Origin of the sequence: Companilactobacillus bobalius, assembly GCF_002179915.1 — a bacterium.
Taxonomy (GTDB): Bacteria; Bacillota; Bacilli; order Lactobacillales; family Lactobacillaceae; genus Companilactobacillus; species Companilactobacillus bobalius.
Genome location: NZ_MYFM01000004.1, coordinates 277,598 through 302,246, shown reverse-complemented (window position 1 = coordinate 302,246; position 24,649 = coordinate 277,598). Strand labels below are relative to the sequence as shown.

Below are 24,649 nucleotides of genomic sequence, written 5' to 3'. Positions count from 1 at the left end.
TCCCCTCTTAGATATACCCCTTAATTTTATCACAGCCGACCTTTTCTTTCTTCATATATAACACCCATCTTGTGGACAAAAACACCCACACTCCTTAGATAAATAAGGAAATGCCGGTGTTTTTCAATTATTTGTCATCTTTAACGACATGAATACTTCTTCGTTCTTTGAGATACATAAATATACTAAAAATCACAGTGAATATCAATGCGTCTGTAATTCGACGTGGATCAAACAAATTATTAAAAAAACTATTCCTATTTGTATTTAACGCTACACTTACTAACCAATAAATCAAAAACTCCATTGGTGCCATTTTGATCCAATAATTCTTGATGGTCTTCATTGTTTTCTTTTTCTTACCAGGACTGATTTCTTTATTACCCAATTTTTTCTTTGCTAGTGGGATAGAAATGAATCCAATGAGAATAGCGAAGGTCATAATTATTTGGATAAGCATAGTTACATATAACGTATTTTCATAATTTTTCACATCTGCATTTATTAAATAAATAGTCGACCCTAAAGCAAACAACATTTCAAATACAAAGAAAGCAAACGCTGCACGTATTGCGGCCATTCCTAATTCATTTTTAGTTCTTTCATCAATCACTGTTGTTGAACCTAAAAACCATTTAATTACGAATCTATCGAACTTATTCATATCTTCCCCCTCTGAGCTTGTAGAAACTTAGGTATAGTTTAACTTTCATCTTTTAGCAATCTAATCTTAGATATATCAATAATTATAAAGATAATCGTTAAGACTATTGATGGTTGCAAAGCCTGACGGATAGATGACCAACTCAATAAAGTATCCATAAAGTTTTGACCATTAAAATCAAGGGATGTTACTAACAACCAGATAAGAAGAAACATCATTGGCAGCTTTGTCAGGTATTTATTAAGAATCGATTTGATTGCATTTCTTTTCCCTGCCTTAGTTGTGACCTCTTGATTAAGAACTCCTCTGCGCTGCAATCTAAAACTGGTAAAGAATGTGATAATACCTATTACTAAAAATAAATGTAATGTCATTATGAATAAGAAGAATGATTCAAGATCTTTTATTGTACCGAAATATATGTAAGTACCAATCCCAATATTGAAAAGTACTTCAAAAATGAACACTGCTATCAATGCTTCTACGGAAAGCTTGCCAATTTCTGATTTCACTTGTTCATCTATTACACCTGATATTCCAAAGAACCATCTTAATACTCGGTCATTAACTTTTTTCATCTTCATCCCTCCAAAACAATGTATTCAAATCAGTATCCAAAACCCAAGCCAATTTTAAGCACAAATCTAAAGATGGATTATATTTACCATTCTCAATTAAATTAATCGTTTGACGCGCAACTCCAATTTCTTCCGCTAAGGCCATTTGCGATAATTTTTTAGCACGTCGATATTCACGAACCCGATTCATTGATTCACCCATTTTCCTAAAAGTCATATATATTTGACACTTTTAATATAAAGCACATTAATCTTTATGTCAACTATATATGACGTTTTTAGTAACCGCTATCATTTTATTCATAAAAAATAAAGAGAATTAGGCCCCTCTTTAGGCCTAATTCTCTTTATCATCTTTACCCCATATATCCATTTAATAACTTCTTTTAATAGAGGTACTGTATGAACGTATGTATTCTTTCGAATATATGCATAATATTCTCTTAGCGACATAGTCGCTAAGAGAGCATAAAAAAAAGACCACCTGAATGTGATCTTTAATTAATTGTGAAGAATTAGTCTTCAGCAACGAATGGTAATAGAGCCATGATTCTTGCTCTCTTGATAGCTACAGTAAGTTTACGTTGGTTCTTAGCACTTGTACCTGTAACACGTCTTGGCAAAATCTTACCACGTTCTGAGATAAATCTCTTAAGTAAGTCTGTATCTTTGTAATCGATGTATTCGATATGGTTAGCAGCGATGAAGTCAACTTTACGTCTTCTACGTCCGCCTCTTCTTTGTTGGGCCATTATAATTGCTCCCTTCTATATTAAAATGGTAAATCGTCATCTGATATGTCGATTGGTTTACTATTGTCAGCAAACGGATCGCTCATATTATTGTTTGAATTGTTAGATTGATTATTGTTGTTATTACTATTGTTGTTACTTTGGTTATTATTGTTTCCATATGGAGACTGATTTGATTGACTTGGTTGATTATAGCTAGGTGCTTGATTTGGATTAGCATTGTTAGAAGAACCATTGCCAGAGTTTCTCTTTTCAGATTCTGAACGAGATTCAAGTAATGAGAAATTATCAACGACAACTTCTGTTACATAAACTCTTTGACCTTGTTGGTTTTCATAGTTACGTGTTTGAAGACGTCCATCAATTCCAACAAGAGAACCTTTGTTAGTGAAATTAGCAAAATTCTCGGCAGCTTTTCTCCAAATAACACAATTAATAAAATCGGCTTCACGTTCACCTTGAGAATTAGTAAATTGTCTGTTTACAGCAACTGTAAAACTGGCAACCGCTGCCCCATTGGCAGTGTATCTTAATTCAGGATCACGTGTCAGGCGTCCAACTAGAACTACTCGATTAATCATTTATCTGCCTCCTTAAAATGTTTCACGTGAAACAAAACTAGTCTTCACGTCTAACGATCATGTGACGAAGAATGTTATCGTCGATCTTTGAAAGACGGTCGAATTCGTTAATTGCTTCATCATTTTCAGCATCTACATTAATAATATGATAGATACCTTCTTTGTAGTTAGCAATTTCATATGCTAAACGTTTCTTTTCCCAGTCTTTTGAGTCGATTACTTTTGAGCCGTTGTCAGCAATAATCTTATCGTAACGATCGATTAATGTTTTCTTTGCGTCTTCTTCAATATCAGGTTTAATGATATATGTAATTTCGTAATGTGCTTCAGCCATGGACTGTACACCTCCTTATGGTCTAATGGTTCTAATTAAAGAACAAGGAGCATAAATTAACTGCAATTTTATACTCACAAGTTATGAGTTTATCATAAATCCCTACCAATTACTAGAAAAATTTCTAATAAAAAAATCGTTTCTGCCTGACACGCATCCCGATTAGGATACATATCTAAATTACGCAGAAACGATTGAGTTTTAATTATTATCTGTTTCAGATGTTTCATCATTAGTTGGTGTCTCATTATCAGAAGATGAATCATCGTCTTCTTCATCTGAGTCATCAGCAATCTTAGCCATAGTTGAAACGATTGAATCGTCATCAACCTTGATTAATCTAACACCTAAAGTTGCACGTCCAGTTTGTGAGACACTATGAACGCCAAAGCGAATCATAACACCTTTGTCAGTAATCAACATGATATCTTCATCACCGTCAACTACTGTCAATCCAGCGATTGGACCATTCTTTTCAGTAACGTTGGCGGTCTTGATACCTTTACCGCCACGTCCCTTAATAGGATATTCACTGACGGAAGTTCTCTTACCATAACCTTTTTCGGAAATAGTTAGAATTTCTTGTCCTTCTTCAGCAATTGAAGAGCCGACAACATAATCTTCCTCACGAAGTTTAATACCACGAACACCAGCAGCAGTTCTTCCCATTGGACGAACATCGCTTTCTTTAAATGTTACGGCATAACCTTTATGAGTTCCGATGATAATGACCTTATCACCATCTGTTAAGAAGACATTAGTCAATTCATCTTCATCCCTAAGAGTGATTGCACGTAAACCAGAATGTCTGATATTAGCGAAATCAGTTACTGGAGTACGCTTAACTGTCCCATATTTAGTTACGAAGAACAAATATGAATTATCGACATCAACATCACGGTCAACATTGATAACAGTTTGAATCTTTTCACCCTTTTCGATATTCAATAGGTTAATTACTGGAATTCCCTTAGCCGTACGGCCATATTCGGGAACTTCATAACCCTTGATTCGATAAACTTTACCGGCATTAGTAAAGAACAAGAGACGGTCATGTGTTGATGTATAAATCATTTGTTCAATGAAATCATCATCATGAATTCCCATACCTTGAACTCCACGGCCACCACGATTTTGAACACGGAATTCATCCGCAGACAAACGTTTGATATAGCCATTGTGTGTCAATACAACTAGAATATTTTCTTCTTCGATTAGATCTTCATCTTCGATATTAGCAACTTCGCTAGCACGAATTTCAGTTCTTCTATCGTCACCGAATTTTTCTTGAATTTCCAACAATTCGTCATAAATAATTTTATCAACACGTTCTGGTTTAGCCAAAATATCTTCAAAGTCAGCAATCTTAACTAACAAATCTTGATACTCTGATTCAACTTTGTCACGTTCCAAACCTGTCAAACGAACCAAACGCATATCCAAGATAGCTTGTGATTGTTTGTCAGATAACTTGTACTTATCCATTAACGTTTGCTTAGCAATCGCTGAAGTTTGTGAACCACGGATGATACTGATGATTTCATCAATATGATCCAAAGCAATTCTCAATCCTTCAAGAATGTGAGCACGAGCTTTAGCACGTTTCAATTCAAATTCAGTTCTACGTCTGATAACAATTTCTTGATGCTTCAAGTATTCAACTAAGATGCCCTTCAATGAGAAGACTCTAGGAGTTTTACCCACGATAGCAACCATGTTGATACCATATGAAATTTGAAGTTGTGTTAATTTGTAAAGATTATTAAGTACTACGGAAGCACTCATATCACGACGAATATCAATAACAATACGCATACCTTCACGGTCTGACTCATCGTTTAAATCAGTAATTCCTTCTAGCTTCTTTTCACGAGCTAATTCAGCAATTCTTTCAACAAGACGAGCTTTATTAACCATATAAGGAAGTTCAGTAACAATAATCTGTTCTGCGCCACTCTTTTTAGTAACTACATCAACTTTAGCACGTAGAATAATTGTTCCTTTACCATTTTCATAGGCTTTTCTGATACCAGAACGACCCATGATAATTCCACCTGTTGGGAAATCAGGTCCAGGAATAACTTTCATCAAATCAGCGACAGTAGCATCCTTATTTCTCATCAAAATATGGAGTGCGTCAATAACTTCTTTTAAGTTATGTGATGGAATATTAGTTGTCATACCAACAGCGATACCAGTTGCACCATTAACCAAAAGGTTAGGGAATCGGGCTGGCAATACCATTGGTTCTTTTTCTTCACCATCGTAGTTAGGAACAAGGTCAACAGTATCTTTGTTGATATCACGCAACATTTCAACTGCCATCTTACTCATTCTTGCCTCGGTATAACGCATAGCAGCAGGTGGATCACCATCAATAGATCCAAAGTTTCCGTGTCCATCAACTAATGGATAACGATAACTAAAATCCTGCGCCATTCTAACCATTGATTCATAAATAGCCGAATCCCCATGAGGATGATATTTACCCATAATATCACCAACGAAACGGGCACTCTTCTTATATGGTTTGTCAGGTGTAACACCTAACTCATTCATACCATAAAGAATACGGCGATGAACTGGTTTTAGACCATCACGCACGTCAGGTAAAGCACGTGACACGATAACACTGGCAGCGTAGTCAACGAAGGAATTCTTCATGACTTCTGTCAAGTTAACATTTTCTATTCTATGATCTGCCATTAAATTGCCATCCTCCCTAATAATCTACTTCAGCATATCGTGCATTTTCTTCAATGAATTCTCTTCTAGGTTCAACTTTATCACCCATCAACATTGAGAAAATTTCATTAGCTTCGATAGCGTCATCGAGGTTAACACGGTCCAATCTTCTCTTCTCAGGGTCCATAGTTGTTTCCCAAAGTTGATCAGCATCCATTTCACCAAGACCCTTGTAACGTTGAATCTTTGGTTCTGGCTTTGGTGGTAATTGTTCAACGAAATCATCTTTTTCTTTATCAGTATCAAAGTACTGCATCATCTTACCTTGGCGTACTTGATACAAAGGTGGCTTGGCAATATAAACATATCCTGCATCAACAACCGGACGCATATATCTGTAAAGTAATGTCAAAAGCAAAGTTCTGATATGAGCACCATCGACATCGGCATCGGTCATGATAATGATCTTATGATATCTTGCTTTAGAAATATCGAAATCTTCTCCAAAACCTGTACCCATAGCTGTGAACAATGTTCTAATTTCTTCATTAGCCAAAATCTTGTCCATTGAAGCTTTTTCAACGTTCAAGATCTTACCTCTAATAGGTAGAATGGCTTGTGTTAAACGTGAACGACCAGTTTTTGCGGAACCACCAGCAGAATCACCCTCGACAATGAATAATTCAGAAATTGCAGGATCTTTACTAGCATTATCAGCTAACTTACCAGGTAAATTACTGATTTCCAATCCATTTTGCTTTCTAGTTACTTCACGAGCACGTTTAGCAGCTAGACGTGCCTTTGTTGCTAGAGAACCCTTTTCAACAATCTTTTTAGCGACGTCAGGGTTTTCCATCAAGAACTTGGAGAAGTGTTCACTAAATAAACGATCAGTGATTGTTCTGGCATCACTATTTCCAAGCTTAGTCTTAGTTTGACCTTCAAATTGTGGATCCGGATGCTTGATTGAAACAACCGCAGTCATTCCTTCACGAACATCTTCACCAGATAATTTTTCAGTATCTTTTAACATTTTATTTTTGTGAGCGTAATCGTTAATAACACGTGTCAAAGCTGTCTTGAATCCAACTTCGTGAGTTCCACCTTCATAGGTATGAATGTTATTAGCGAAAGTCATCAAATTAGTGTGATATTCATCAGTATATTGCAATGAAACTTCAACTGTAATACCGTCTTGAACACCTTCAAGATAAATTGGTTCATCAAAGAGAACTTCTTTATCCTTATCCATAAATTCAACGTAACTTCTAATTCCGCCTTCATAATGGAATACTAATTTTTCAGCTGTATCAGCTCTTTTATCTGTAAATGTAAGTTTGAGTCCTTTATTTAAGAAAGCTAGTTCACGAATTCTAGTCGTTAAAACTTTATCATCGTAAATTGTTGTTTCTGTAAAGATATCAGGATCTGGCACAAAGTGAACTCTCGTACCATGTTCAAATTCTTTAGCATCACCAATAATGTGCATGGCATTATTGACCTTGCCACGTTTAAAGTCGATACCGTAGCGTTTTCCACCACGAACAACTTCAACATCTAGCTCACTACTCAAGGCGTTAACAACTGAGGCACCAACACCGTGAAGTCCACCAGATACCTTGTATCCGCCACCGCCGAATTTTCCTCCGGCATGCAAAATTGTATAAACCGTTTCAAGAGCTGGTTTACCAGTTTTCTTTTGAATATCAACTGGAATACCACGTCCATCATCAGTAACAGTAATGGAGTTATCAGGTTCAACAGTAACTTCAATCTTTGTTGCGAAGCCAGCTAAAGCTTCATCAATACCATTATCAATAATTTCCCAAACAAGGTGGTGTAAACCTTGCTTACTAGTAGAGCCAATATACATACCGGGACGTTTACGAACAGCCTCTAGTCCTTCAAGAACTTGAATTTGACTAGCATCATATTCTTCGACTTGTTCTTCTCTTTTTTCTAGCTCAGCTTTTCTGTCTTCAGCCATTAAATCTCCTCCTGTTGAACTTTGCCATTATTAATATTTAAGATATTCGGATTCTTCACCAAATCAGGATCCACATCATCTATTGATGTTGTCGTGATAAACGTTTGAATTCCTTGTTTGATCGACGACAGTAAATGGGTTTGGCGTTTGTGATCAAGTTCCGATAACACGTCATCTAATAAAAGAATCGGATAATCACCAACTTGATCTTTCATCAATTCAACTTCAGCTAATTTCAAACTTAGTGCAACCGAACGCTGTTGACCTTGCGAACCAAAATCTTGAGCATTTTTTCCATTAACTAAAAACTTGATATCATCACGATGCGGTCCAGCTAAGGTCACACCACGTTGAATTTCACGTTGATAATTCTTTTTGAAAGTATCTTTGAAAATATCATAAATATTTTCAAGAGTTTTACCATCAGTATTGAAAAATGTGCTGTAAGTAATTTCTAATTTTTCATGATCTTCAGTTATGTTTGCATGAATCTTTTCAATATAGCCTTGAAGCTTTTGCAAAAATTGTAAGCGTGAAAAAACTACTTCAGCACAATAAGCCGCAAATTGATCGGATAAAACATCCAAATAGATCAAATCCTTTGCTTGATGATGCTGAAGTTTCTTCAAATACGCATTACGTTGTTTTAAAACCGAACGGAATTGACTCATTGTCTTCAAATACTGCGTCGACATTTGACCAAATTCCATATCAATGAATTTCCGCCTGATTCCTGGATTACCTTTAACGATTGAAAGATCTTCCGGTGAAAAAAGAACTACATTCAAATTACCAATGTACGTTGACAACTTACGTTGCTCTAAATTATTCAATTTAGCCTTTTTACCAGATTTACTAATCACCAAATCTAACTTCAAGCGACTAGAATTATCTTTTATCACGGTTCCAGAAATTCGAGCAAAATCACTGCCCCACTTAATTAAATCCTTGTCATTTGATGTTCGATGGCTTCTTGTTAAAGCTAAAAAGTACATAGCCTCTAATAAATTGGTCTTGCCTTGGGCATTCTCACCTAAAAACACATTAATGTTTGGTGAAAATTCGACCTGCAAGGATTCATAGTTACGGTAATTTTGAAGTTTTAGTTCTTTAACAAACATTTATTCAATTTCAAAAGTTTGATCACCGACAACTATTACATCGCCAGAACGTAACTTCTTACCGCGACGATCCTCAGGACTGCCATTAAGTAAGACTGAATTTTCTTTCAAAAACCATTTGGCTTGGCCACCAGTCCCGATGACACCTTCATCTTTTAAAAGTTGACCTAAAGTAATAAATTCAGTTTCAAGCTTAATTTTTTCAGACATAGTTAACACCCTATTTATTAGATTTATCCATTAATGACATACTAATATTATAGTTGTTTTCACAATAAAAAACAACTCAGAACGAAATATCAGCCGTTTTGAGCAATTTTTCCGATAATGAGTATCCACCCACTAAAATTGTTCAAAAAAAGTTCTTACGCAAAACTACGGCGTTTAAATATATAATGCAAAAAAAAATAGGCCGAACCGAAAAGTTCAGCCTATTTGGCTAATTTCACATTAAAATGTACGAACTGGAGTGATAAGTTGTACGAAATTATCACGATCTTCAACAGGTCTTAGTGTAAATGGATGCAATGGAGATGTGAAACTCATTTCGATTGTAGTATTGCTACCAAATGATCTCAAAGCATCTTTCAAATAATCAGGGTTGAATGAAATCTCTAAATCTTCCCCTTCAAGGTTGTCAAAATCCAAGACTTCCTCCACAGTACCAACTTCTGGAGAATTACCATAAAGAGTAGCTTTTTTATCCACAGCCTTGATTTCCAATTTAATAACGTTATTTCTACTTTCGTGTGAAAGCAAAGATGCACGTTCAACTGAGGCTAATAGTTTTGAAGAGTCGAATGTCAACTTAGTACTTGATTCTTCAGGAATCAAACGATCAGTTTCAGGATATCTACCATCCAATAGTCTTGAGTAGAACATGATGTTGTCAAAACTGAACAAAACTTGATTTTCTGAGATTGACATTGAAATTTCTTTAACACTGTCACTGATAGTTCTAACTAATTCAGTCAAACTCTTACCAGGAATGATCAAATTGTAGTCTTCATCACTAGTAATGTTGATTCTTCTTTGAGAAAGACGATGACTATCTGTAGCAACTGCTGTTAATCCTTCATTACTGATTAGGAAATTAACACCAGTTAGAACTGGACGGCTTTCTTGAGTCGAAACAGCAATAACAGTTTGATTAACAACTTCTTTAAAGACATCTGTTGGTAGAACTAACTGATTGTCAGTTTCTACTTCTGGAAGGTGTGGATAATTAACGGCATCTAATCCGTTGATAGTAAATTCAGAAACACCTGATTTAATTAAAGTTTGATTATTTTCCAAAACTTCAAGTTCAAAGTTGTCACCAGGAAGTTTCTTAATGATTTCATTGAAAAATCTAGCTGGTAAAACAATTGAGCCAGTATTTTCAATTTTTAAATCATTTTCAGAATTTTCTTTAGAAATGAATGAAGTAATTGAAATATCTGAATTACTTCCGGTAATAGTCAAACCACTTTCAGAAAGATCTAATTTCATTCCAGTCAAAATTGGAATAGTTGTCTTTGTTGAAATTGCTCTTTGAACGTTACTTGTTTGGTTGATGAATTTTGATCGGTCAATAGAAAATTTCATAGGTAACTCCCTTTTTTAATTAATTAATATAAATATAGAAGTAGTAGTAGGGCCTGTTAAAACTGTGGATAAGTCACTAAAACTTAATATTCATAAGATTTTCGAATGTTATTAACAGGTGTGGATAACTCTGGGAAAACTCAAAAGTTATGAACATGTTAATTTCTAAGGTCATCTTTTAATTCGTTGATGGAACGTTTTAAATCGTCATCTTTTAGAGCCAATTCGGATATTTTATCACAAGAATGCATAACAGTTGTATGATCTTTTCCGCCAAATTCCATACCAATTTGTGGAAGTGATCGATCTGTCAGCTCTCGAGCCAAGTACATCGCGATTTGTCGAGGCACAACAATTGATTTCACACGTTTCTTACCTTTTAAATCTTGTACGGAGACATGATAAAATTTCGCAACTTTGCTTTGAATTTTTGCGATGGATAAACCTTTTTTATCATTAGATAGTTTAAAGGCCTTCAAAGCATCAGCAGCAACAGATTTGGTTATATCAGTGTTTTTGGTCGTTGAATAAGCTTGAACACGTATCAAAGCACCTTCAAGTTCACGGACATTTGTGTCAATCTGCGCAGCAATGTAAGACAAAGTATCATTAGGAATCTCTAGATGTTCCGCTTTGGCTTTGTTTCTTAGAATAGCAATTCGAGTTTCGAGATCAGGAGCAGTGATATCAGCTGATAAACCACTAGTGAAACGGGAAACCAATCTGGCTTGTAATTTAGGGATTTCATTTGGCAAGCGGTCAGAAGTCATGACAATTTGCTTACCATTTTCGTACAATTCGTTAAAAGTATGGAAAAATTCCTCCTGAGTACCCTCTTTTTCGGCAAAAAATTGAATGTCATCTATTAATAGTAGATCGACGTTGCGATATTCTTGACGAAAATCATCCTGTGTCCTCATTTGGATGGAATTAATAAAGTCATTTGCGAAAGTTTCACTGGTAACGTATTTCACTTTGGCGGTTGGATCGAGTTTGATCATTTGATGTCCAATAGCTTGCATTAAATGAGTTTTTCCTAAACCAACGCCTCCATAAATAAATAATGGATTGTAGACACCACCTGGATCTTCAGCTGCAGCAAGAGCTGCGGCGTGAGCCATTTGGTTTCCACTACCGACAATAAATGATGAAAAAGTATATTTCGGATTCAAATGTGAATTATGAAATATATGTTTTGGTTGAGCAGTTTCAGTGGCTGGCTCAACTTGGGGAGCAATTTCTTGTTCCTCTTTTTTTGTGACTTCATCATCATTTTCAATAATTGGGTTAAGTTCAATTCCGTTTAATTCATATGAGTAAATAGCAATTTTTTCGGTGTAATTTCGTTCCCAATAGTCCTTATGCAGTTTTGTTGGGACTGAAATATAAATGTTATTTCCATCTATGTATAAGGGATTTGCACTTTCAACCCAAGTTGAATAACTGACAGATGTTAATTGAGATCTAAGTTTGTTTGTAAAATAATCCCAAAATTCTGTTAGTTTTGGATCAGTTGAGTTATTTATATTTTGCAATTATTTCCCCCCAATCTTAAGTTGTGGATAATTTTTTCCCTAAAATGACAGTCTATAGTTTATCATTCTATTAAGAAGTTTTCCACAGAACACTTGTTTAAATTATGAAGAAATAACAACAGGTAATTTATTAATCCACAGCTTTGTGGAAAATGGAAACTGATTTCAGTTGTTAACATAGTTATCCACAATTATAAGACTGGGAAAGTCTTGATTTGCAGGTGTTACAAACAAAAAACAAGAATTCCACAAATTCTGTGGAAAACTAAAACACAACAAAGTTAACAGTTGGAAAACCCTGTTTAAGGAGCTGTGGAAAAAATAAGTTATCAAATCTTTAAATAAATTATCCACAGTCAAAAATGCGAAAAACTTTTTGATAAAGAATTACATTAATAGGAAATTAGCTGTTTAAATTCAAGCTAGAACATGATATTATAGTTAAGCAATTGTCTGAAGAAGTGTTATTTAAAAAATTTTTAATATAAGAGTCAGGAGGTTTACTGATGACTACAAAGAGAACATATCAACCAAAGAAGCGTCACCGTGAACGCGTCCATGGTTTCATGAAGAGAATGAGTACAAGTAATGGTCGCAAAGTTCTAGCAAGACGCCGTAAAAAGGGTCGCAAAGTATTATCAGCTTAGTTTTGAAGGATCACTAAACAATTTGGTGGTCTTTTTTTATTACAAAACGAGAGTAGTCTGGTGACATATGAGAAAAAGCTATCGAATAAAAAAAGAAAATGAGTTTCAATATGTCTATTCAAATGGATATTCAGTCGCTAATCGCAACTTTGTACTATATAAGATTGCGAAAAAGGACCAAAAACATTTTCGTGTTGGATTATCTGTAGGAAAAAAGGTTTCACATACTGCGGTTGGTCGTAATCGTATTAAAAGATACGTTCGTCAATCACTTTTGGAATTGAAACCAGAACTTCCTGCAGAATTAGATTTCTTGATTATTGCAAGAAAACCAGCTATAGATTTGGACATGTTTGAAACAAAAAAGAATATTGTGCATTTATTAAAATTGGGTAAAATATTACAGTAGGATATTAAATTTTAATAAATAAAAAATAATGGGTGTAAAAGTGAATAAAAAAAGCTTAAAGAAGTACATAGGTATTGCACTATTACTTAGTGTTGTATTGGTTTTGGCTGGTTGTTCTAACCTAAATGAACCAATCACAAGCCATAGTACTGGATTCTGGGATCACTATATCTTGTATAGTTTCTCGCAATTCATTCTTTGGTTAGCATCAATCGTTGGTAATAGTTATGGTTGGGCTATCGTTCTTTTCACAGTTATTGTGCGTGTTATTCTATTGCCACTTAACTGGCTTCAAATCAGAAGTATGAATAAGCAAATGAAGATTCAGCCTCAAATGAAGGCTCTTCAGGATAAATATTCATCAAAAGACGTTGAGACTCAACAAAAATTGAGGGAAGAAACACAAAAGCTATATAGTGAAGCAGGAGTTAATCCTGTGGCTGGTTGTTTGCCATTGGTAATTCAATTGCCAGTTATGTTCGCCTTGTATCAAGCTATTTACAAGACAACACAATTACGTGATGGTACTTTCTTATGGATGCAACTTGGAAAAGCTGATCCATATTACATCATGGCTATCTTAGCTGGTGTATTTACTTTCTTAAGTACATACATTTCCAGCTATTCACAACCACAACAAAATGCGACAACGAAGATTATGACTTACGTCATGCCAATCTTTATCTTCGTTCCCGCATTAACATTCCCATCAGCTATTACAATTTATTGGGTTGTAACTAATGCGTTCCAAGTTCTTCAGACATTGGCTTTCCAAAATCCGTTCAAGTATCGTCGTGAACAAAAACAGGCTGAGGAAGCAGAACGTGATAAACAACGTCGTCTTAGAAAAGCTAAGAAACGTGTATATAAGAATCGTAAATAATTGACAATCTCTGAAAATGTCGTTAAGATGTTTTAGAAATTTCAATATCGAATATAGAAAAGTAGTCAAGGTGCTTTTCCGTCAGAACAGGCGGATTATGCACTTTTTTTATGCTCAAAAATAGAGAAGGGAGCTATTTTATGCCAAGTGCAGTAACTGAATACGACACAATCGCAGCCATTTCAACACCTCCTGGGGAAGGTGCCATCTCCATCGTTCGTTTGTCAGGAGATCAGGCTATTTCAGTCGCTAAGAAATTATTTAAGGGACGTGATCTTGCTAAAGTTGCAAGTCATACCATTAATTATGGTCATATTATTGATCCAGCCGATGGTTCATTGGTTGACGAAGTAATGGTCTCTGTTATGCGTGCCCCTAAGACTTTTACATGTGAAGATGTAGTAGAAATAAATACCCATGGGGGTATAGTTGCTACAAATAAAGTACTTCAACTTTTAATTGGTTCCGGTGCCAGAATGGCCGAACCTGGTGAATTTACAAAACGAGCCTTTTTAAATGGCCGAATTGATTTGACACAAGCCGAATCCGTGATGGATTTAATTCGTGCGAAAACTGACAAAGCTATGCAAGTAGCTGTCAATCAGTTGGATGGAAATTTACATCACTTGATCGCTAACTTACGTCAAGAAATTTTGGATTCTTTAGCTCAAGTTGAAGTTAATATCGATTATCCAGAGTACGATACGGATCAAATGACAACTAAATTGTTGTTGGAAAAAGCTCGTACTGTAAGTTCAAGTATTGATCAACTGTTAAAGACAGCTGATAGTGGTGAAATTTTACAACATGGTTTAGCTACCGCTATTGTCGGAAAACCTAATGTTGGTAAATCTAGTCTTTTGAATCGTCTTTTGGACGAAGATAAGGCTATCGTAACTGATGTTGCTGGAACGACACGTGATGTGGTTGAACAATATGTCAATATTGACGGCGTACCGCTTAAATTGATCGATACAGCCGGAATTCGTGATACTGAAGACAAAGTTGAGAAGATCGGTGTTGAACGTTCTAAGAGTGCTTTAAAGAGTGCTGACTTGGTAATCTTAGTTTTGGATTCTAGTCGAGAACTAGAAGAAGACGATATTGAACTGTTAAATGCTACAACGGACAAGAAACGAATCGTTATTTTTAACAAGAATGATTTGATGCCCGTTATAACGCCTAATTCAGTAGTTCAGTTGAAGGATGATGATATTATTCTACAAACTTCAGCTATTAAAAATGATGGTATTGAAACAATTAAACAAACCATCGGTAAAATCTTTAATTCAGGAATTGAAGATAATAGTAGTAATGTCATTATTACTAGTGCTAGACAAGCAGGATTGCTTCGTAAGGCTAAAAACAGTCTTAATGACGTTATTTCAGGGATTGAGGCTGGAATGCCTATTGACCTTGTACAAATCGATATGACGGCTTGCTGGAACACTCTCGGCGAAATTACCGGTGAAAGTTATCCAGATGAGTTAATTACACAATTGTTCTCACAATTCTGTTTAGGAAAATAGTTAATTTAAGTTAATAGGTGGAAAAATGGAAGTTAAAGAATTTGATTCAGAAACTTATGACGTTATCGTTGTAGGTGCCGGCCATGCGGGTTCAGAAGCTGCTTTGGCTGCCGCTCGAATGGGCGAAAAGACATTATTAATTACAATCAATTTGGATATGGTAGCCTTCATGCCATGTAACCCCTCAGTTGGTGGACCAGCTAAGGGAATCGTTGTCCGTGAAATTGATGCTTTAGGTGGCGAAATGGGCCGCAACATCGATAAGACTTATATCCAAATGAGAATGCTTAACACTGGTAAGGGACCCGCTGTTAGAGCACTCCGTGCCCAAGCCGATAAGAATATGTATCATCGTGAAATGAAGAATACTTTGGAAAAGGAACCTAATTTAACACTCCGCCAAGGTATTGCTGAAAAATTGATCGTTGAAGATGGTGTCTGCAAAGGTATCGTTACAGCTACTGGAGCTAAATATCACGCTAAATCTGTTGTCTTAACAGCAGGTACATCATCCAGAGGTAAGATCATCATTGGTGAATTGACATATTCATCTGGTCCTAATAACAGTATTCCTTCAATCAAGTTATCTGAAGATCTTGAGAAGCATGGCTTCAAGCTAACAAGATTTAAGACAGGTACACCTCCTCGTGTTAATAAGGACACAATTGATTTTGACCAAACCATCGAACAACCAGGTGATAAAGAACCTAATCACTTCTCATTTGAAACACCTGATTCAAGTTATCTTCAACACCAAATTTCATGTTGGATGACTTATACTAACGCTGATACACATAAGATTATTCGTGAGAACCTTAACCGTGCACCAATGTTCTCTGGTGTTATCAAGGGTGTTGGTCCTAGATATTGCCCATCAATCGAAGATAAGATTGTTCGTTTCGCTGATAAGCCAAGACACCAGATCTTCCTAGAGCCAGAAGGTAAGGATACTCAAGAGTATTATGTTGGAGATTTCTCAACTTCTATGCCTGAGGAAATTCAATTGAAGATGCTTCATTCAGTCGCTGGACTTCAAAATGCTAAGTTGATGCGTCCTGGATATGCCATTGAATACGATGTTATCGAACCATGGCAATTGAAGTTAAATCTTGAAACAAAAGTTGTAAAGAACCTCTTTACTGCCGGACAGATGAATGGAACATCAGGTTATGAAGAGGCTGCTGGACAAGGAATTATGGCTGGTATCAATGCTGCTCTACGTGCCCAAGGTAAAGATCCATTTATCTTACATCGTAACGAAGCTTATATCGGTGTTTTGATTGATGACCTTGTAACTAAGGGAACTAATGAACCATATCGTCTATTAACTAGCCGTGCAGAATATCGTTTGATTTTACGTCACGATAATGCTGATCTTCGTTTAACTGACAAAGGCTATGCCCTTGGATTGATTAACGATGACCGTTATAACGCCTTCAAAGAGAAACGTCAGACCATTAAGATGGAGTTAGATCGTCTTTCACGTAAGATGATTACCCCTAAGCAAGCTTTACCATTCTTAAAAGCACATGACTTAAAGCCTTTGAAAGATGGTGTGTTAGCTGATCATTTCTTGAGAAGACCAGAAGTTCACTATCAAGATATTATTGATATGGTCGGTGCAGCTGATTTTCCAGTTGATAATCGGGTTGCTGAACAAGTTGAAATTGCTACGAAGTATGCTGGTTATATTAAGAAGGAACAACTTCAAATTGATCGTTTGAAAAAGATGGAATCAAAGAAAATTCCTGCTCGTATTGATTATACAAAGGTTGATAGTTTAGCTACTGAAGCCGTTCAAAAATTAAGTAAGATCAATCCTGAAACAATTGCTCAAGCAAGTCGTATCAGTGGTGTAAATCCGGCTGATATTGGTATTTTGAGTGTCTATATTGAACAGGGTAAAATTGCTAAGTTGCCCGAGGTAAACTAGCCAATCGTTATAACGCTACTTTTTTAAAATATAATGTATGAAAAATCGGAAGGACCATGTCGCAAGCGACATGGTCCTTCTTTGTTTAGAATAGAAAGAAAATACGACATTCCGCCGCCGTTTATCATTTGATAAACAGGTGTCAGAATTTAACTTCATCGTTATGTTAAGAAATAACAAACGGCAATGTTATAATCTACCTGTTAATTAGAGGGAGAAAGTTATGACAATTAGACATAAAAATTATATTCCAGATAATATTGAGGTCATTGGTGCCAACGCCAATAATCTTAAGAATATCGATGTAGATATTCCCTTGAATTCTTTTGTGGCGATTACCGGAGTCTCGGGTTCAGGAAAATCTTCTTTAGCTATGGATACGATTTATGCAGAAGGAGCTAGAAAGTATCTAAATGCTTTGTCGACTTACACAAGAAGAAGAATCACACAAATGGGCCGTTCTGACGTTAAGAACATCAAGAATTTACCTTCAACGATTGCTTTAAGACAACGTCCTGTTGTACCTAGTGTTCGTTCAACCGTTGGAACAATGACTGAGAGTTTGAATATTTTAAGATTGATGTTCTCAAGACTAGCTTCAGTAGTTTGCCCTAATGGTCATCGGTTAGATCCAACTTTGAAAATTTCAGAAGCTATGGATCTACCAACTAGTGATGAAGCTATGGGGATGATGACTTGCCCTGTTTGTCAGGCTAAATTTATGGCTTTTAGTGCTGAGGACTTTGCCTTCAATTCTGATGGTGCTTGTCCTACTTGCCAGGGTACAGGTTTCTTAAAGGAAATTGAATTAGACAAGATTATTCCGGATCAATCCCTAAGTATTGATGAAGGTGCTGTAAGGTCTTGGAATTTGCCTGGAAGAACTTTACAAAAAGATATTATTAAAGAATTAGGCGTTAGAACCGATGTCCCATTCAAAGACTTATCAGCAAAGGAAAAGGATATCGTTATTAATGGTAAGGAACAAAAGAAAGAGATTTTGGTTCCTACTAAGACAGGACGTTCATTTAGACTGAATGCCCTCTATGAGAATGCGATAACTGCCGTTAAGAATAGTTTGAAGAGTACTAAGAACGAGAATACTTTGACACGTTTGGAAAGATTTTATACTGAAAAAACTTGCCCAGATTGTCATGGTAGTCGTTTTAATCCTAAGTTATTCACCAATGAATTAGTCGACAAGAATATCGCTGAAGTTTCCCAATTTACGATTTCCCAACTTCAAGATTTTTGTCAAAAAATTATGGACTGGTTGCCTGATGATATGAAATCCTTAGGCAAAAATTTGACTAATGAATTATTAGATTTGCTATCACCCATCGTCGATTTGGGCCTTAACTATTTATCCATTTCTCGTGCTGGTAATACTTTGTCAACTGGTGAACTTCAGAGAATTCAATTAGCTCGGACAATCAGAAATCAGATGACTGGAGTTTTGTATGTTTTAGATGAACCTAGTGTCGGATTACATGCTGCTAACGTGGATGGTTTGATTAAAATCTTACGTGAATTAGTCAGATTAGGGAATTCTTTGATTGTCGTAGATCATGACACGAGTATTATTGCGGCTGCCGATTATGTAATTGAAATTGGTCCTGATTCTGGTGCAGATGGTGGTCGTGTCATTACACAAGGGACAGTCGAGGAAATTGAGCATCATCCTGATTCTGTGATCCAACCTTATTTAACAGGTAAAGCCGATATTATCAAACATCAACCAACAGAGGCCTTTAAAAAGGGAACTATCAGTATTCAAATTGGAGACCGTTATAACATTCACGATATGACAGCTAAATTTAGCAAAGAATCACTTAATATCGTTTCAGGGATGTCAGGTTCTGGTAAAACGACCTTAATTTTTGAAAGTCTATTACCAGCATTACAAGCCAAGATTGATAGTGAAAAACTACCTAAATTTGTCAAATCAGTTGATAACGCTGATATTAAAAATATTGTTAAAGTCGATTCAGTTCCAATTGGTAAAAATGTTCGTTCGACGGTTGGAACTTACACTAAAATTTTGGATCATTTAAGAAAAATCTTTGCACAAACACCAGAGGCTAAAGCCAAGAAATTTACGCCAACTTATTTCTCATACAACAATAAGCAAGGTGCTTGTCCAAATTGTGGTGGTACTGGTGTAATTACTTTGGATATTCAGTACTTACCTGATATGGTCCAAACTTGTCCTGTCTGCCACGGAAATCGTTATAAAAAAGAGATTCTTGATATTATGTGGCACGGTAAGAATATTGCTGAGATCTTAGATATGTCAGTTAAACAGGCTGATGAATTTTTTCAAGATGTTCCTCAAATCAAAAATACACTAGATGTTTTGATCAATATTGGATTAAGCTATCTTAAATTAGGTGAGAGTACACCAACTTTGTCCGGTGGGGAAGCTCAAAGAATGAAGTTAGTTACTTATATGAAGCGTAGTCAAAAGAATCAACTCTTTATCTTCGATGAACCTAGTGTTGGCTTGCATCCTAAGGATGTTGGAGTATTGTTAGATGTCTTTAATAAACTGTTGAAACGTCACGCCACAATCATCGTAATTGAACACGATTTGGATATTATATCCAATGCTGATTACATCAATGATTTAGGTCCCGAAGGTGGAGTCAATGGTGGTAAGATTGTAGCAACAGGTACACCGAAAACGGTTGCAAATAATTCGGCTAGTTTAACTGGAAAGTACCTCAAAGAACATTTGAAATTGTTCAATCAAAATTAAGAGGTTAGATATATGGAAAAAATTGGTGTTATTGGACTGGGTAATATTGCGCAAAAAGCTTATTTACCAGTTATGGCGACTTTGCAAAATAAATACGAATGGCATTTAACAACTAGAAATGAAGCTAAAGGAGAGATGTTGGAACAGAAGTATGGTTTCAAACACTTTCATCAAACTTTGGATCAATTGATAGCTGAGAAACCATTAGCAGTCTTTGTTCATACGCCCACACAAACTCATTATCAGATCATTAAACAACTATTGACGGCTGGTATTAACGTTTATGTCGATAAACCAGTTTCAGAGAATTTAGCAGAAGTAGAAGAACTTTATCAACTAGCCGTAGAGAAGAAACTATTGTTAACTTGTGGTTTTAATCGTCGATTTGCACCATTTGATCAGCAGTTAAAACAAATCGCTGATAAACGAACAATCGTCTCAGAAAAGATTCGTGAGAATGCGTTACAACCAACAGCATTTGCTATTTTTGATCTGATGATTCATTCAGTCGATACAGCAGTTTATTTAATGGATGAGCCTATTCAAAAAGTAGATAACTTTTTAGTTACGGATGATGATAATTTGGAGCAAGGTTATATCACTTTGACTGGGGCAAAGAGTCACGTTCAAGTTATTACGAATATGGTTGGCGGCAGTAATTTAGAAATGACCACCGTTCAAGGTTCAAAAACACGTCAGGTGGTTACTAACTTAAATCTCTTACAAACATATCAAACTGGAGCAGTGACACAAACCTCACGCCCTGATTGGGAGAATACTTTGGTGACAAGAGGATTTGATCCAATTACTAGAGCATTTCTCAATGCAGTTACTAATGATGGAGAAAATCCAGTTAGTCCAGAGTCAGCTATTCTTAGTCATAAACTCTGTTATGATTTGGTCAAGACTATTGAAAAATAATGAATTAAATTGACCACAATATATAGTGGCGAACATATGTCTTTATACAATATGTTCCATGTGAAACAATAAATGAAAAACGGCTGAAATCATTGTGATTTCAGCCGTTTTTTTGAGAACAAAATATATTTGTAGATAATATTCTTATCATTTGGAAGACCAATTTATGGGAGAATAAATATTACCGGAATTCTTAAGTATTTGGTTTATATCAAATCCCAAACAAGCAAAAATTATTATACAAAGTACTATTCCTAAAAATGTAATAGCTAAACCCAATAACATAAGTTTTTTATTGAAGTTAAATATATTCATGATCAAGTCTCTCTTTCGTAAAACTATGAAACATTATCTTAACTAGGCTATAAGTTTTTTGAAAACTGAATAAAAATAATTGCCAGAATACTATACCTAATCCCCCAAAAATAAAAGCGGTTCCTAATTGAAATAGAAAATTTAAAATACCAGTTTTGAATAGAACCACTAGACTTCCTAATAACAGCCAGATTCCAGAAAGAGAAAGGGCTATACCACAAATCATTACTGCGAATGCTAGTGCTAATAGAATAATATATCCTGCAACTATAATAGGTCCCCATACGGGAATTCCCAATAATAATAGTGCACTTTTAACTTTACTTTTGGCTTGGGGAATTTGAACGTTTTCGTCTGAAAGAATTGATAGAATAACCTTATTTGGGGAGCCGATTTTGTTGATTGCTTCTTTTTCACTGTAACCATCTTCCATTAGATCATCTAAAAATTCAGAGTAGTAACTAATATACTGGTCACTATTAGCGATTCCATACTTCTTCAATCGGATTTTTAGTTCAATTAAAAACTCTTCTTTAGTCATTGATATTTCCTCCCCGAATGTAATCGACAATTATTTCTACATTCTGCCAGTCATTAAGAAATTTAGTTATTTCATCTTCACCGATGGCTGTTATTTTATAATATTTTCTAATTCGATTATTATGTATTCGTTTTGTTACGGTAATAGCGTCTTTTGCTAATAAACGTTTAAGTATTGGGTACAAGGTAGATTCGGATATTTCAATCATTGGCTCTAGATCACGGATAATAGCATAACCATAAGATTCGGAATTACGGAGTTTAGCAAGAACGCAGACATCTAATAATCCCTTTTTTAGTTGTGGGTTCATGTAATACCTCCTTTAACATCATATTATGTATAGCGAGGTATTAATTGTCAAGTATACTTTAAAATAACTTTCGTTACGATTTAGATTGACGGGGATGTTTGAACGTGCGATACTACATCTTGGTGCCAAACCGAGGTAAGGGTACGTGGTTGGCGCGCAAGCGTTTGGAAAATCACCGCACCTTACCACATAAAGGGTCCTGCAGACATGCAGGACTCTTTTTTTTTATCCAAATTTCAATGCTATAATTTTCTTAATTTACGAGAGTAGGTGGTGGCTATCAAAAAAGTTTTATTCGTCAGTTATGGATTATTATTGAGTGCTATTATTGGCCTTATTGCAGCAGCCTTTTTAGTTATTGAAGGCTTTTTAACTAAAGTTGTTTGGCTTAGTAATAGTCATATTTTTCAAACAGTTTTAATCGTTGCCGGCAGTTTTATACTGTACTTTTTGTTAAAACGTTGGCCAAATCTTCCCAAGACTTCGAAGGATTCGTTGAAGGAGTTGAAACAAAATCAGACGATTGATTATCAAGATGTTTTTTTGAATTTGTTGGTAACTCTAGTCATTTTAAGTTTTGGAAGTGGCGTCGGCCCTGAAGCAGCATTGTTGAGTGCTATTATTTCACTGTCAATTTGGCAAGCCGATAATTTACGTTATTTTTATTTTCAATATGATGAGCTAAAACGATTATCTTTGGGAACATCAATAAAACGTCTCTTAAATCCTTTCAAATATCGTCAGAAATATGATGAGAAGATTGCTCCCAAGACGCCAAAACTTCTGAAATGGAAAAAATTACTCTATATAGTTTTCTCCATTAACGGTTTGTTGGCATTCGTTCTATTGATTAAACAAACTGATCAGCCTTCTTTTATTATGAAATTAGGTCGTTCACATTGGCAGTTAAGCGAATTGTGGATTGTGCCGCTTCTGATGATAGTAGGAATCATTGTCGGAATGATTTTGAAGAAATTAAATCATTTATTTGAAAAGACTATTCAACAGTTAAACTTGAATTTAGCCGTGAGGATTGCTTTAGGAGCGTTAGGAATCATCGCTATTTCATATTTAGAGCCCAACCTATTATTCTCTGGTCAACATAGTTTGCATTTGTTGATTGGAGCTTGGAGTAATCAATCGGCGACCTATCTATTTTTGATGGCACTATTAAAATTAATTTTCTTAGTTTGGTGTTTAACATTTAATTGGCGTGGAGGAGATATTTTTCCAATCACCTTTGCCACGATGACAGCTGGTTTTGCAGCTGCAACACTCTTGTCAAACTTTGATACTTTACTAGTAGTAGCTGTTTTAGCAACGACTCTTATGAGTGAATTGTTGTCACCAATTGTTGCGGGAATTTTTATCATGCTATTTTTCCCAATTACACTTACCCCTATTATTATTTTGGTAGCAGGAGTATTATTCTTGAAAAATAAGTATTTGTTAAAAGTCAGGGGGAACGTTTAATGATTAAACCACAAGCATTGAAAAAGGGAGATCACGTCGCAGTCGTTAGTCTTTCTGCAGGCGTATTAGGTGAGAAATTTGCCAAACATGAATTGAATCAGGGCAAGAAACGGATTGAAGAATTAGGCTTGATTCCAGAATTCATGCCTAACAGTTTGAAGGGAATAGAATTTATAAAAAATCATCCCGAAAAGCGTGCCGAAGACTTGAAACAGGCCTTTGCTGCTGATCAAATTAAGGGTATTTTCTGTGCTATTGGTGGAGAAGATACCTATCGTTTAGCACCTTATTTACTGGATGATCCAGAGTTCGTTAAAAACGTACAACAACATCCTAAATTATTTACCGGTTTTTCAGATACGACGGTGGATCATTTGATGTTGTATCAATTAGGATTAACAACTTTTTACGGTCCCAATGTTATCAATGATTTAGCTGAGTTAGATACTGAATTACTTCCATATACGAAAAAGACTTTGGAGCATTATTTTCAAAATCCAACTACTACAGAAATTTCAAGTAGTCCTGTCTGGTATGAAGAACGAACTGACTTTTCAGAAGCAGCCTTAAATACACCTCGTGTTAGTCATTCTGAAACTAAAGGATATCAAGTTCAACGTGGATCAGGAATTGTCGAAGGAAAGTTACTAGGTGGCTGTATAGATAGTCTCAATAGCCTACTTACTGATAAACGTTATAACGATGAACCGAAAATTAATGAAAAATATCATTTGATTCCTGATGCCAAAGAGTTTGAGGGTAAAATTTTATTCTTGGAAACTAGTGAAGAAAAACCGACACCAGAAGAATATCGTAAGATGTTGAAGAATTTGAAGGCCAAGGGAATCTTGCAAGTAGTTGCCGCTATTATCACTGGTAAACCTCAGAATGAAGTTCACTATGAAGAATACTGCCAAGTTCTAAAAGAGGAGACAGCGGATACTAAGACACCGTTGATGACGAATTTTAACTTTGGACATGCTTATCCCAGAACAGCTTTGCCATATGGGTTAAAAGCTAAATTAGATTTGGATAATAAGAAACTAGAAATTATTGAACCTTACTTTGCTGAATAAAAAATGCTATAAAACACATCAACGTGTTTT

General features: G+C 35.5%; 23 protein-coding genes. 9 read left to right on the top strand and 14 right to left on the bottom strand.

Translation table 11 applies throughout. The features are described 5' to 3' along the window. Window positions 1-127: 127 nt before the first annotated feature. The 12 genes from LKACC16343_RS08060 to dnaA form a co-directional block, all read right to left on the bottom strand. Complete coding sequence (locus LKACC16343_RS08060; RefSeq protein ID WP_056955162.1) at window positions 128-664, bottom strand: DUF3278 domain-containing protein; 537 nt, start codon at window positions 662-664, stop codon at window positions 128-130. 38 nt (window positions 665-702) lie between these two features. Beyond that, window positions 703-1,242 (bottom strand): DUF3278 domain-containing protein, encoded by a 540-nt coding sequence (locus LKACC16343_RS08055; protein WP_056955160.1) that lies wholly within the window; start codon window positions 1,240-1,242, stop codon window positions 703-705. Further along, entirely contained in the window at window positions 1,229-1,432 is a 204-nt protein-coding gene (locus LKACC16343_RS08050; RefSeq protein WP_056955210.1) for a helix-turn-helix transcriptional regulator, read from the bottom strand. Before LKACC16343_RS08050 ends, LKACC16343_RS08055 begins: the two co-directional genes overlap by 14 nt. Before the next feature lie 325 nt (window positions 1,433-1,757). After that, the gene (gene rpsR / locus LKACC16343_RS08045) at window positions 1,758-1,994 is read right to left on the bottom strand and encodes a 30S ribosomal protein S18 (RefSeq protein WP_025085410.1); all 237 of its coding nucleotides are present in this window, start codon (window positions 1,992-1,994) and stop codon (window positions 1,758-1,760) included. A 20-nt stretch (window positions 1,995-2,014) separates the two neighbouring features. Further along, window positions 2,015-2,575, bottom strand: a complete 561-nt coding sequence (ssb, locus tag LKACC16343_RS08040) for a single-stranded DNA-binding protein (protein WP_056955158.1) — start codon at window positions 2,573-2,575, stop codon at window positions 2,015-2,017. Window positions 2,576-2,612: 37 nt separating this feature from the next. Next, a complete protein-coding gene (rpsF, locus tag LKACC16343_RS08035; protein ID WP_025085412.1) occupies window positions 2,613-2,909 on the bottom strand; it encodes a 30S ribosomal protein S6 in 297 nt (98 codons plus the stop codon). A 201-nt stretch (window positions 2,910-3,110) separates the two neighbouring features. Further along, window positions 3,111-5,615 (bottom strand): DNA gyrase subunit A, encoded by a 2,505-nt coding sequence (gyrA, locus tag LKACC16343_RS08030; RefSeq protein ID WP_056955156.1) that lies wholly within the window; start codon window positions 5,613-5,615, stop codon window positions 3,111-3,113. 16 nt (window positions 5,616-5,631) lie between these two features. Further along, on the bottom strand, window positions 5,632-7,581 hold the full coding sequence (gyrB, locus tag LKACC16343_RS08025; protein ID WP_056955154.1) for a DNA topoisomerase (ATP-hydrolyzing) subunit B: 1,950 nt from the start codon (window positions 7,579-7,581) through the stop codon (window positions 5,632-5,634). Continuing rightward, the gene (gene recF / locus LKACC16343_RS08020) at window positions 7,581-8,702 is read right to left on the bottom strand and encodes a DNA replication/repair protein RecF (protein WP_056955152.1); all 1,122 of its coding nucleotides are present in this window, start codon (window positions 8,700-8,702) and stop codon (window positions 7,581-7,583) included. Before recF ends, gyrB begins: the two co-directional genes overlap by 1 nt. After that, on the bottom strand, window positions 8,703-8,912 hold the full coding sequence (yaaA, locus tag LKACC16343_RS08015; RefSeq protein ID WP_056955149.1) for a S4 domain-containing protein YaaA: 210 nt from the start codon (window positions 8,910-8,912) through the stop codon (window positions 8,703-8,705). A 240-nt stretch (window positions 8,913-9,152) separates the two neighbouring features. After that, window positions 9,153-10,289, bottom strand: a complete 1,137-nt coding sequence (dnaN, locus tag LKACC16343_RS08010) for a DNA polymerase III subunit beta (RefSeq protein WP_056955147.1) — start codon at window positions 10,287-10,289, stop codon at window positions 9,153-9,155. Between the two features lie 158 nt (window positions 10,290-10,447). Next, complete coding sequence (dnaA, locus tag LKACC16343_RS08005; protein WP_082604616.1) at window positions 10,448-11,824, bottom strand: chromosomal replication initiator protein DnaA; 1,377 nt, start codon at window positions 11,822-11,824, stop codon at window positions 10,448-10,450. Window positions 11,825-12,330: 506 nt separating this feature from the next. Here dnaA and rpmH point away from each other — a divergent pair. The 7 genes from rpmH to LKACC16343_RS07970 all read left to right on the top strand — a co-directional run bounded on the left by rpmH (window position 12,331) and on the right by LKACC16343_RS07970 (window position 20,904). Then, window positions 12,331-12,471, top strand: a complete 141-nt coding sequence (gene rpmH / locus LKACC16343_RS08000) for a 50S ribosomal protein L34 (RefSeq protein WP_025085419.1) — start codon at window positions 12,331-12,333, stop codon at window positions 12,469-12,471. A gap of 67 nt (window positions 12,472-12,538) precedes the next feature. Then, window positions 12,539-12,880: a ribonuclease P protein component gene (rnpA, locus tag LKACC16343_RS07995; RefSeq protein ID WP_025085420.1), complete on the top strand. Its 342-nt coding sequence runs from the start codon at window positions 12,539-12,541 to the stop codon at window positions 12,878-12,880. A gap of 28 nt (window positions 12,881-12,908) precedes the next feature. After that, the gene (yidC, locus tag LKACC16343_RS07990; RefSeq protein WP_056955146.1) at window positions 12,909-13,763 is read left to right on the top strand and encodes a membrane protein insertase YidC; all 855 of its coding nucleotides are present in this window, start codon (window positions 12,909-12,911) and stop codon (window positions 13,761-13,763) included. A 140-nt stretch (window positions 13,764-13,903) separates the two neighbouring features. After that, window positions 13,904-15,292 carry a tRNA uridine-5-carboxymethylaminomethyl(34) synthesis GTPase MnmE gene (gene mnmE / locus LKACC16343_RS07985; protein WP_056955144.1) on the top strand — a complete coding sequence of 463 codons (1,389 nt, stop codon included), beginning with the start codon at window positions 13,904-13,906 and terminating at the stop codon, window positions 15,290-15,292. Between the two features lie 25 nt (window positions 15,293-15,317). Beyond that, entirely contained in the window at window positions 15,318-17,225 is a 1,908-nt protein-coding gene (gene mnmG, locus LKACC16343_RS07980; RefSeq protein ID WP_056955141.1) for a tRNA uridine-5-carboxymethylaminomethyl(34) synthesis enzyme MnmG, read from the top strand. A 223-nt stretch (window positions 17,226-17,448) separates the two neighbouring features. Beyond that, the gene (locus LKACC16343_RS07975) at window positions 17,449-19,983 is read left to right on the top strand and encodes an excinuclease ABC subunit UvrA (RefSeq protein WP_056955139.1); all 2,535 of its coding nucleotides are present in this window, start codon (window positions 17,449-17,451) and stop codon (window positions 19,981-19,983) included. 12 nt (window positions 19,984-19,995) lie between these two features. Further along, window positions 19,996-20,904, top strand: coding sequence for a Gfo/Idh/MocA family protein (locus tag LKACC16343_RS07970; protein ID WP_056955138.1), 909 nt, complete (start codon window positions 19,996-19,998; stop codon window positions 20,902-20,904). A 301-nt stretch (window positions 20,905-21,205) separates the two neighbouring features. On the opposite strand, the gene LKACC16343_RS07965 is transcribed toward LKACC16343_RS07970, so the two are convergent. Beyond that, a complete protein-coding gene (locus LKACC16343_RS07965; protein WP_056955136.1) occupies window positions 21,206-21,760 on the bottom strand; it encodes a DUF1700 domain-containing protein in 555 nt (184 codons plus the stop codon). After that, window positions 21,753-22,070, bottom strand: coding sequence for a PadR family transcriptional regulator (locus LKACC16343_RS07960; protein ID WP_056955134.1), 318 nt, complete (start codon window positions 22,068-22,070; stop codon window positions 21,753-21,755). The genes LKACC16343_RS07965 and LKACC16343_RS07960 overlap by 8 nt, the downstream gene beginning before the upstream one ends. Before the next feature lie 273 nt (window positions 22,071-22,343). On the opposite strand from LKACC16343_RS07960, the gene LKACC16343_RS07955 reads away from it, so the two are divergent. Together LKACC16343_RS07955 and LKACC16343_RS07950 are read left to right on the top strand one after the other, a co-directional pair. Next, a complete protein-coding gene (locus tag LKACC16343_RS07955) occupies window positions 22,344-23,543 on the top strand; it encodes a chloride channel protein (protein WP_056955133.1) in 1,200 nt (399 codons plus the stop codon). After that, window positions 23,543-24,619: a S66 family peptidase gene (locus LKACC16343_RS07950; RefSeq protein ID WP_056955131.1), complete on the top strand. Its 1,077-nt coding sequence runs from the start codon at window positions 23,543-23,545 to the stop codon at window positions 24,617-24,619. Before LKACC16343_RS07955 ends, LKACC16343_RS07950 begins: the two co-directional genes overlap by 1 nt. Window positions 24,620-24,649 lie beyond the last annotated feature (30 nt).

Excerpts from the sequence above, each read along its gene's own strand:
- LKACC16343_RS08060 (WP_056955162.1), bottom strand. The coding sequence starts at position 664 with ATGAATAAGTTCGATAGATTCGTAATTAAATGGTTTTTAGGTTCAACA.
- LKACC16343_RS08055 (WP_056955160.1), bottom strand. The coding sequence starts at position 1,242 with ATGAAAAAAGTTAATGACCGAGTATTAAGATGGTTCTTTGGAATATCA.
- LKACC16343_RS08050 (WP_056955210.1), bottom strand. The coding sequence starts at position 1,432 with ATGAATCGGGTTCGTGAATATCGACGTGCTAAAAAATTATCGCAAATG.
- rpsR (WP_025085410.1), bottom strand. The coding sequence starts at position 1,994 with ATGGCCCAACAAAGAAGAGGCGGACGTAGAAGACGTAAAGTTGACTTC.
- ssb (WP_056955158.1), bottom strand. The coding sequence starts at position 2,575 with ATGATTAATCGAGTAGTTCTAGTTGGACGCCTGACACGTGATCCTGAA.
- rpsF (WP_025085412.1), bottom strand. The coding sequence starts at position 2,909 with ATGGCTGAAGCACATTACGAAATTACATATATCATTAAACCTGATATT.
- gyrA (WP_056955156.1), bottom strand. The coding sequence starts at position 5,615 with ATGGCAGATCATAGAATAGAAAATGTTAACTTGACAGAAGTCATGAAG.
- gyrB (WP_056955154.1), bottom strand. The coding sequence starts at position 7,581 with ATGGCTGAAGACAGAAAAGCTGAGCTAGAAAAAAGAGAAGAACAAGTC.
- recF (WP_056955152.1), bottom strand. The coding sequence starts at position 8,702 with ATGTTTGTTAAAGAACTAAAACTTCAAAATTACCGTAACTATGAATCC.
- yaaA (WP_056955149.1), bottom strand. The coding sequence starts at position 8,912 with ATGTCTGAAAAAATTAAGCTTGAAACTGAATTTATTACTTTAGGTCAA.
- dnaN (WP_056955147.1), bottom strand. The coding sequence starts at position 10,289 with ATGAAATTTTCTATTGACCGATCAAAATTCATCAACCAAACAAGTAAC.
- rpmH (WP_025085419.1), top strand. The coding sequence starts at position 12,331 with ATGACTACAAAGAGAACATATCAACCAAAGAAGCGTCACCGTGAACGC.
- rnpA (WP_025085420.1), top strand. The coding sequence starts at position 12,539 with ATGAGAAAAAGCTATCGAATAAAAAAAGAAAATGAGTTTCAATATGTC.
- yidC (WP_056955146.1), top strand. The coding sequence starts at position 12,909 with ATGGGTGTAAAAGTGAATAAAAAAAGCTTAAAGAAGTACATAGGTATT.
- mnmE (WP_056955144.1), top strand. The coding sequence starts at position 13,904 with ATGCCAAGTGCAGTAACTGAATACGACACAATCGCAGCCATTTCAACA.
- mnmG (WP_056955141.1), top strand. The coding sequence starts at position 15,318 with ATGGAAGTTAAAGAATTTGATTCAGAAACTTATGACGTTATCGTTGTA.
- LKACC16343_RS07975 (WP_056955139.1), top strand. The coding sequence starts at position 17,449 with ATGACAATTAGACATAAAAATTATATTCCAGATAATATTGAGGTCATT.
- LKACC16343_RS07970 (WP_056955138.1), top strand. The coding sequence starts at position 19,996 with ATGGAAAAAATTGGTGTTATTGGACTGGGTAATATTGCGCAAAAAGCT.
- LKACC16343_RS07965 (WP_056955136.1), bottom strand. The coding sequence starts at position 21,760 with ATGACTAAAGAAGAGTTTTTAATTGAACTAAAAATCCGATTGAAGAAG.
- LKACC16343_RS07960 (WP_056955134.1), bottom strand. The coding sequence starts at position 22,070 with ATGAACCCACAACTAAAAAAGGGATTATTAGATGTCTGCGTTCTTGCT.
- LKACC16343_RS07950 (WP_056955131.1), top strand. The coding sequence starts at position 23,543 with ATGATTAAACCACAAGCATTGAAAAAGGGAGATCACGTCGCAGTCGTT.